Origin of the sequence: Rugosimonospora africana (assembly GCF_016862975.1) — a bacterium.
Taxonomy (GTDB): Bacteria; Actinomycetota; Actinomycetes; order Mycobacteriales; family Micromonosporaceae; genus Rugosimonospora; species Rugosimonospora africana.
This window is the reverse complement of record NZ_BONZ01000107.1, coordinates 25,071-31,901: the sequence shown is the minus strand read 5'-3', so window position 1 is coordinate 31,901 and position 6,831 is coordinate 25,071. Positions and strand designations below refer to the sequence as shown.

Annotated in this window: 6 protein-coding genes; 1 reads left to right on the top strand and 5 read right to left on the bottom strand. The window is 72.1% G+C overall.

The window, feature by feature from the left end; translation table 11 throughout:
* Window positions 1–13: 13 nt before the first annotated feature.
* On the top strand, window positions 14–2,365 hold the full coding sequence (locus Raf01_RS44955; RefSeq protein ID WP_444544555.1) for a pectate lyase-like domain-containing protein: 2,352 nt from the start codon (window positions 14–16) through the stop codon (window positions 2,363–2,365).
* Window positions 2,366–2,424: 59 nt separating this feature from the next.
* Here Raf01_RS44955 and thiD read toward each other — a convergent pair whose 3' ends face one another.
* From thiD to thiO, 5 genes are all read right to left on the bottom strand, one after another.
* Window positions 2,425–3,225, bottom strand: coding sequence for a bifunctional hydroxymethylpyrimidine kinase/phosphomethylpyrimidine kinase (thiD, locus tag Raf01_RS44950; RefSeq protein ID WP_203924295.1), 801 nt, complete (start codon window positions 3,223–3,225; stop codon window positions 2,425–2,427).
* Window positions 3,222–4,604, bottom strand: a complete 1,383-nt coding sequence (locus Raf01_RS44945; protein ID WP_203924294.1) for a purine-cytosine permease family protein — start codon at window positions 4,602–4,604, stop codon at window positions 3,222–3,224. Before Raf01_RS44945 ends, thiD begins: the two co-directional genes overlap by 4 nt.
* Window positions 4,605–4,717: 113 nt before the next feature.
* Entirely contained in the window at window positions 4,718–5,488 is a 771-nt protein-coding gene (locus tag Raf01_RS44940; protein ID WP_203924293.1) for a thiazole synthase, read from the bottom strand.
* A gap of 1 nt (window position 5,489) precedes the next feature.
* Window positions 5,490–5,690, bottom strand: a complete 201-nt coding sequence (thiS, locus tag Raf01_RS44935; protein ID WP_203924292.1) for a sulfur carrier protein ThiS — start codon at window positions 5,688–5,690, stop codon at window positions 5,490–5,492.
* A complete protein-coding gene (gene thiO / locus Raf01_RS44930) occupies window positions 5,687–6,829 on the bottom strand; it encodes a glycine oxidase ThiO (RefSeq protein ID WP_203924291.1) in 1,143 nt (380 codons plus the stop codon). Before thiO ends, thiS begins: the two co-directional genes overlap by 4 nt.
* Window positions 6,830–6,831: the final 2 nt, after the last annotated feature.

Sequence of the window (6,831 nt, the reverse complement as noted above, 5' to 3'; positions counted from 1 at the left end):
TGCCCAGGCGACCATCAGCCAGGTGGTGCTCAACTGGGAGGCGGCCTACGCCAAGTCCTTCCAGCTCCAGACGTCCAACGACGGCACCACCTGGACCTCCATCTACAGCACCACGACGAGTACCGGCGGCAACCAGACGCTCAACGTCACCGGCACCGGTAGGTACGTGCGCATGTACGGCACCGTGCGCGCCACCGCCTACGGGTACTCGCTGTGGGAGTTCCAGGTCTACGGCTCCACCGGCACCGGTACCGGCTGTGGCACCACCAACGCGGCGCTGAACCGTCCCGCCAGCGCCTCGTCGACGGAGAACGCCGGCACCCCGGCCTCGGCAGCGGTCGACGGCAACACCGGTACCCGGTGGTCGTCCGCGGCCAGCGACCCGCAGTGGTTGCAGGTCGACCTCGGTGCCTCGACCAGCATCTGCCAGGTGGTCGTCAACTGGGAGACCGCGTACGGCAAGTCGTTCCAGCTCCAGACGTCCACCGACGGCACCACCTGGACCTCGATCTACAGCACCACCACCGGTACCGGCGGGGTGCAGACCCTGAACGTGTCCGGCACCGGCCGGTACCTACGGGTGTACGGCACCGTGCGAGCCACCCAGTACGGCTACTCGATCTGGGAATTGCAGGTCTTCACCGGCACGAGCACGTCCGGCCCGTCGCCGAGCGTGTCGCCCACGCCGTCCACCACCCCGACCGGCCCACCGGTCACCGGCGGCGGCTCGCTGGGTCCGAACGTCATCGTGTTCGACCCCTCGATGTCCGGCGCCAGCATCCAGAGCCAGCTGGACACCGTGTTCCACCAGCAGGAGAGCAACCAGTTCGGCACCCAGCGGTACGCGCTGATGTTCAAGCCCGGCAGCTACAGCGGCTTCAACGCCCAGATCGGTTTCTACACCTCGATCCTGGGCCTCGGGCAGAACCCGGACGACGTGCAGATCCACGGTGACATCACGGTCGACGCGGGCTGGTTCGGCGGCAACGCCACGCAGAACTTCTGGCGTTCCGCCGAGAACCTGTCGGTCTACCCGTCGGCCGGCTTCACCCGGTGGGCGGTGGCGCAGGCCGCTCCGTTCCGCCGGATGGACATCCACGGCGACCTGAACCTGGCCCCGAACGGGTACGGGTGGGCCAGCGGCGGGTACATCGCCGACAGCCGGGTCAGCGGCACCCTCCAGCCGTACTCGCAGCAGCAGTGGTTCACCCGGGACAGCCAGATCGGCGGGAACCTCAACGGCGTGTGGAACATGGTGTTCTCCGGGGTGCAGGGTGCGCCGGGCAACAGCTTCCCGAACCCGCCGTACACGACGGTCGCGACCAGCCCGGTGACCCGGGAGAAGCCGTACCTGTACCTGAACTCGGCCGGCGCCTACAACGTGTTCGTCCCGAACATGCGGACCAACTCGTCGGGCGTCACCTGGGCGAACGGGAACACCCCGGGCACGTCGATCCCGCTCACCCAGTTCTACGTCGTCAAGTCGGGTGACACGGCGCAGACCATCAACAACGCGCTGAGCCAGGGCTTCAACCTGCTGTTCACGCCGGGCATCTATCACGTCAACCAGACGCTCAACGTGACTCGGGCGAACACCGTGGTGCTCGGCATCGGGTACCCGACCATCATCCCGGACAACGGGGTCGACGCGATGCACGTGTCCGATGTGGACGGTGTGAAGCTCGGCGGGCTGCTGTTCGACGCGGGTACGGTCAACTCGCAGAACCTGTTGGTGGTGGGCGCGAACGGCTCGACCGCCAGCCACGCGAGCAACCCGACCTCGATCCAGGACGTGTTCTTCCGGATCGGTGGGGCCGGGCCGGGCGCGGCGACGAACAGCCTGGTGGTCAACAGCAACAACACCATCATCGACCACATCTGGGCCTGGCGGGCCGATCACGGCGCGGGTGCCGGCTGGACCAGCAACCCGGCCGCGACCGGGCTGATCGTCAACGGGAACAACGTGATGGCGTACGGCCTGTTCGTGGAGCACTACCAGCAGTACGAGGTGCTCTGGAACGGCAACGGCGGCCGGACCATCTTCCTGCAGAACGAGATGCCGTACGACCCGCCGAGCCAGGCGGCCTGGCGCAGCGGGGCCAACGGGTACGCGGCGTACAAGGTGGCGGACAGCGTCACCTCGCACGAAGCGTGGGGCCTGGGCAGCTACTGCAACTTCACCGCCGACCCGTCGATCCACGCCGACCACGGGTTCGAGGCGCCCAACAACTCCGGGGTGAAGTTCCACGACCTGCTCACCGTGTCGCTCGGCGGGAAGGGCACGATCGACCACGTCATCAACGGCACCGGCGGCGCGGCCCAGGGCACGGCCACGGTACCGGTGAACGTTGTCAGCTACCCCTGACCGATACCGTCCATAGTGGATAGTCGTGCGCCCCGGCGGAGTCCCGCCGGGGCGCACGCTCACCACCAGTCGCTGAAGTGGTGCACCGGGCCGTGGCCGGAGCCGACGTTCAGCCGGTCGGCCGCGGCCAGCGCACCGCTCAGGTACCGCTTGGCGTCGGCCACCGCGTCCGGCCAGCCGGAGCGCTGCGGCCGCAACGCGGCGATCGCCGAGGACAGCGTGCACCCGGTCCCGTGGGTGTTGCGGGTGGGTATCCGGGGAGCGGTCAGCCGCACCGGTTCGCCGGTCGCGTCCATCGCCAGCAGGTCGGGGCACTCCGGGCCGGTGAGGTGGCCGCCCTTCAACAGGACCGCCGGGCCCAGCCGGACCAGGTCCGCCAGTTGCTCGCGCATGCCGTCCTCGTCGACCGCCTCCGGTACCCCCAGCAGGTCGGCCGCCTCCGGCAGGTTCGGCGTCACCAGGTCGACCAGCGGCAGCAGTACCTCGCGCAGTTCGCGTACCGCGTCGGCGGCGAGCAGCCGGTCCCCGCTCTTGGCCACCATCACCGGGTCGAGCACCACGTACGGTGGCCGGCGCGCCGCCAGCACCCCGGCCACCGCGCGGGTCACGTCGGGGGTACCCAGCATGCCGATCTTCACCGCGTCCACCCGCACGTCGTCGAACACCGCGTCGAGTTGGGCGGCGACGAACGCGGCCGGCACCGGGTGGATTTCGCGCACCCCGCGGGTGTTCTGCGCGACCAGCCCGGTGACCACGCTCATCCCGTAGGTACCCAGCGCCGAGAACGTCTTGAGGTCGGCCTGGATGCCGGCGCCGCCGGTGGGGTCGGTGCCGGCGATCGTGAGCAGGTTCGCTATCACCCGACCCCCGTTCCGCTGGCCAGCCGGCGCCGGGGCAGCCCGGCGGACGCGGCCGCCAGCAGCAGGGTGGCCACCCCGGCCACGGCGAACGACACCAGTGACGCGCTCGCCCAGGACGGTGGATGCAGCCGCAGCCACGACTGGGCAGCGGTCCAGAACCGCTGCCAGCCGCCGATCGCCCCGGGGTTGACCAGCTGGTACGCGGCGAAGCCCAGCAGCCACGGCAGGAGCAGCGCGGGCCGGGCCGGCGCCCGGTCGGAACAGTCCCAGCCCTCCGGCCGGCGTACCACGAAGTAGTGCACCGCGAAGACCGCGAACATCGGTACGAAGACCGAGCCGAGCAGGTACAGGAAATCCTGGTACGCGGCGATCCGCAGGACCAGCGCGCCGACCGTGGCCAGGGTACCGATCGCGACGGCAAGCACCCGCCGGTCGGTCAGCGGCCGAAGGTTCTGGATGGACACCACGGTCGAGTACACGTTGGTGAACGACTCGTCGAGTTCCCGCGCTATCAGCACGCCGAAGGCCAGCCAGCCCAGCGGCACCGCGAGGAACGCGCCGAACAGCTGCCCCTGCGGGTCGCCGGAGCCGGTGGCCAGCGTGGTGAAGGCCAGCAGCCCCAGGCTGTAGCAGGCGATCTGGGTGACCGAGTAGCCCAGCAGCGACCCGACCAACGCCGCCCGCGGGGTGCGGGCGTGCCGGGAGTAGTCGGCAGCCAGCGGGATCCACGAGACGGCGACCGCGATCGCGACGTCGGCGGCCGGCCAGAAGCCCGACCAGGAGCCGTGGGTCAGCGACGGCAACGGGTGCCGGGCGGCCTGCACGATCAGGTACCCGACGGCCAGGATCACGGCCACCAGCGCGTACCGGCGCAGCAGCCGCACCGCCCCCAGCGGCCGCAACGCCATGGCCGTGGTCGCGACCCCGGCCAGCACGACGTACGGCCAGTGCACCCGCCAGGGCAGCAGGCGCTGCGCCGCCTCCGAGATCACGACCAGCTCGAAGACCGCCCAGCCCAGGCACTGCACCAGGTTCAGCGCCGTCGGCAGGTACGACAGCCGGGCGCCGAACAGGCCGCGCAGCAGCACCATCGCCGGTGCCGCGGACCGCGCCCCGGCGTAGCTGGCCAGCGCCAGCAGCACGGTGCCGATGAGGGTACCGGCGACGGTCGCGGTGAACGCGGCGACCAGCGACAGCTGCGGCACGCCGGCCGGCATGAGCACGAACAGCGCGCTGACCGGGCCGAGCAGTGTCATGCCCAGGTTGCCCCACAGCGCGACCTGGTCGAGCAGGCCGAGCGTGCGGGGCGGTGGGTCCGCGAGGGTGAGGCCGGGCTCGGTGCGCACCGGCTCCGGGGTGTCCAGGACTGTCTGGTTCATGGTGCGCTCCCTACGCCGGCATTACCCGGTCAGGTTCGGCGGTCGGCGGCGTCAGCCGCCCTCTCAGCCCGGTCCCTCCGAGCTCCCGCGGGTGGTGATGGACAGGCCCGGGACTACAGCACTGCCATGCCCCGGGTGGGCGAGGACGCCTGGGCGTGTACCCGGCGCGGGATGCGACCGGCCCGGTACGCCAGCCGGCCGGCCGTGACCCCGGCGGCCATCGCGGCCGCCATCATGGCCGGGTCCTGTGCCCGGGTCACCGCCGAGGCGAGCAGCACCGCGTCGCAGCCCAGCTCCATGGCCAGAGCGGCGTCCGACGCCGTACCGATGCCGGCGTCGAGCACGACCGGCACCGTCGCCTCGGCGACGATCAGTTCGATGTTGTGCGGGTTCAGGATGCCCAGGCCGCTGCCGATCGGGGCACCCAGCGGCATGACCGCGGCGCAGCCCAGCTGTTGCAGTCGCCGGGCCAGGATCGGATCGTCGCTGGTGTAGACCAGGACGGTGAATCCGTCGGCGACCAGCTTCTCGGTCGCGTCCAGCAGCTCGGCCGGGTCGGGCAGCAGGGTCTCGTCGTCCGCGACGACCTCCAGCTTCACCCAGTCGGTCTCCAGCGCCTCCCGGCCCAGTTGCGCGGTCAGCAGCGCCTCCCGCGCGGTACGGCAGCCCGCCGTGTTGGGCAGCACCCGCACCCCGCGGCCGATCAGCACGTCGAGCACCGAACCGGCGGTGCCCGGGTCGACCCGGCGCATGGCGACCGTGGACATCGCGGTGCCCGAGGCCGCGATCGCCGCGTCCAGGACCTGGGGGCTGGGCGCTCCCCCGGTGCCGAGGATGAGCCGGGAAGCCAGCTCCTGCCCGGCGATGATCAGCGGATCGTCCATGTCAGCCTCCCTGTACGGCGGTGAGCAACTCGACCCGCTGGCCCTCGCACAGCGCGACCCGGTCCCAGGTACCGCGGGGCACGACCGCCCCGTCGACGGCGGCGGCCACCCCGCGCACCGACGGCGCACAGGTGGCGACCAGGTCGGCGACGGTGGCGCCGTCGGGCAGGTCGACGGGCTCACCGTTGAGCGTCAGCGTCATACCTCTACCTCCGAACGGGTGAACCGCCGCGGGTCGCAGGCGGCCAGGTCGGTGTCGGGTGGCCGGCCGGTGGCCAGGTCGGCCACGGCGTCGGCGGTCAGCGGCGCGAGCAGGATCCCGTTGCGGTAGTGCCCGGTCGCCACGATGAGGCCGTCCAGGGCGCTGGCCCCGATCATCGGCAGGTTGTCCGGCGAGCCCGGGCGCACGCTCGTGCTGACCTCCTCGAACCGCACCTCACCGAGGGCCGGGACGAGCAGTTGGGCGTCGCGCAGCAGCTCGTACACGGCGCCGGCCCGGGGGCTCAGGTCGAACCCGGCCTCCTCGCTGGATGCGCCGACGACCAGGCTCCCGTCGCCGCGGGGTACGAGGTAGACCGGGTTGCCCCGGACGGCTCCCCGGACCACGTGCGCCAGCAGCCCGGCCGGGCCGCGCAGGCGCAGCGTCTGGCCCTTGACCGGGCGGACCGGCGGGAGCGCGCCCGCCGGCAGGGTGCCGATCGTGGCCGACCACGCGCCGGCCGCGAGTACCGTGGTGCCGGCGCGGACCGCCTGCCCGTCTCCGGTACGCACGCCGGTCACCCGGTCGCCGTCGACCAGCCAGCCGCCGACCCGGGCGCGGATCTCGCGTACCCCGGCGACGGCCACGGCCCGGGCGAGCGCGCCGTGCAGCAGCCGGTTGTCGATCTGGTGGTCGTCGGCCGCCCACAGCCCGCCGGGCAGCCCGGCGGCCAGGCCCGGTTCCGCCTCACGCAGCTCCCGGGCGGTGAGCATCCGGGATTCGACCCCCAGCGCGGCCTGGAACGCGTGCAGGTCCCGCAGCGCCGCGAGGTCGGCGGCGTCCCAGGCGGCCTGGACGGTGCCGCACCGGGCGTACCCGACGTCCAGGCCGACCAGGTCGGCCAGCTCGGCGACGAAGCCCGGGTACCGGGCGGCGGAGTCCTGGTTGAGCGCGAGCAGTGAGCGCCCCTCGTAGTGCAGCTCGGTCACCGGGGCGAGCATGCCGGCGGCGGTCCACGACGCACCCGAGCCCGGCTGGGGATCCACCACGGTCACCGTGAGTCCGCGTTGCGCGCAGCGCCAGGCCACGGAGAGCCCGATCACCCCCGCGCCGACCACGACGACGTCGGCGGTACTCCCCATCC

Excerpts from the sequence above, each read along its gene's own strand:
- Raf01_RS44945 (WP_203924294.1), bottom strand. The coding sequence starts at position 4,604 with ATGAACCAGACAGTCCTGGACACCCCGGAGCCGGTGCGCACCGAGCCC.
- Raf01_RS44940 (WP_203924293.1), bottom strand. The coding sequence starts at position 5,488 with ATGGACGATCCGCTGATCATCGCCGGGCAGGAGCTGGCTTCCCGGCTC.
- thiS (WP_203924292.1), bottom strand. The coding sequence starts at position 5,690 with ATGACGCTGACGCTCAACGGTGAGCCCGTCGACCTGCCCGACGGCGCC.
- thiO (WP_203924291.1), bottom strand. The coding sequence starts at position 6,829 with ATGGGGAGTACCGCCGACGTCGTCGTGGTCGGCGCGGGGGTGATCGGG.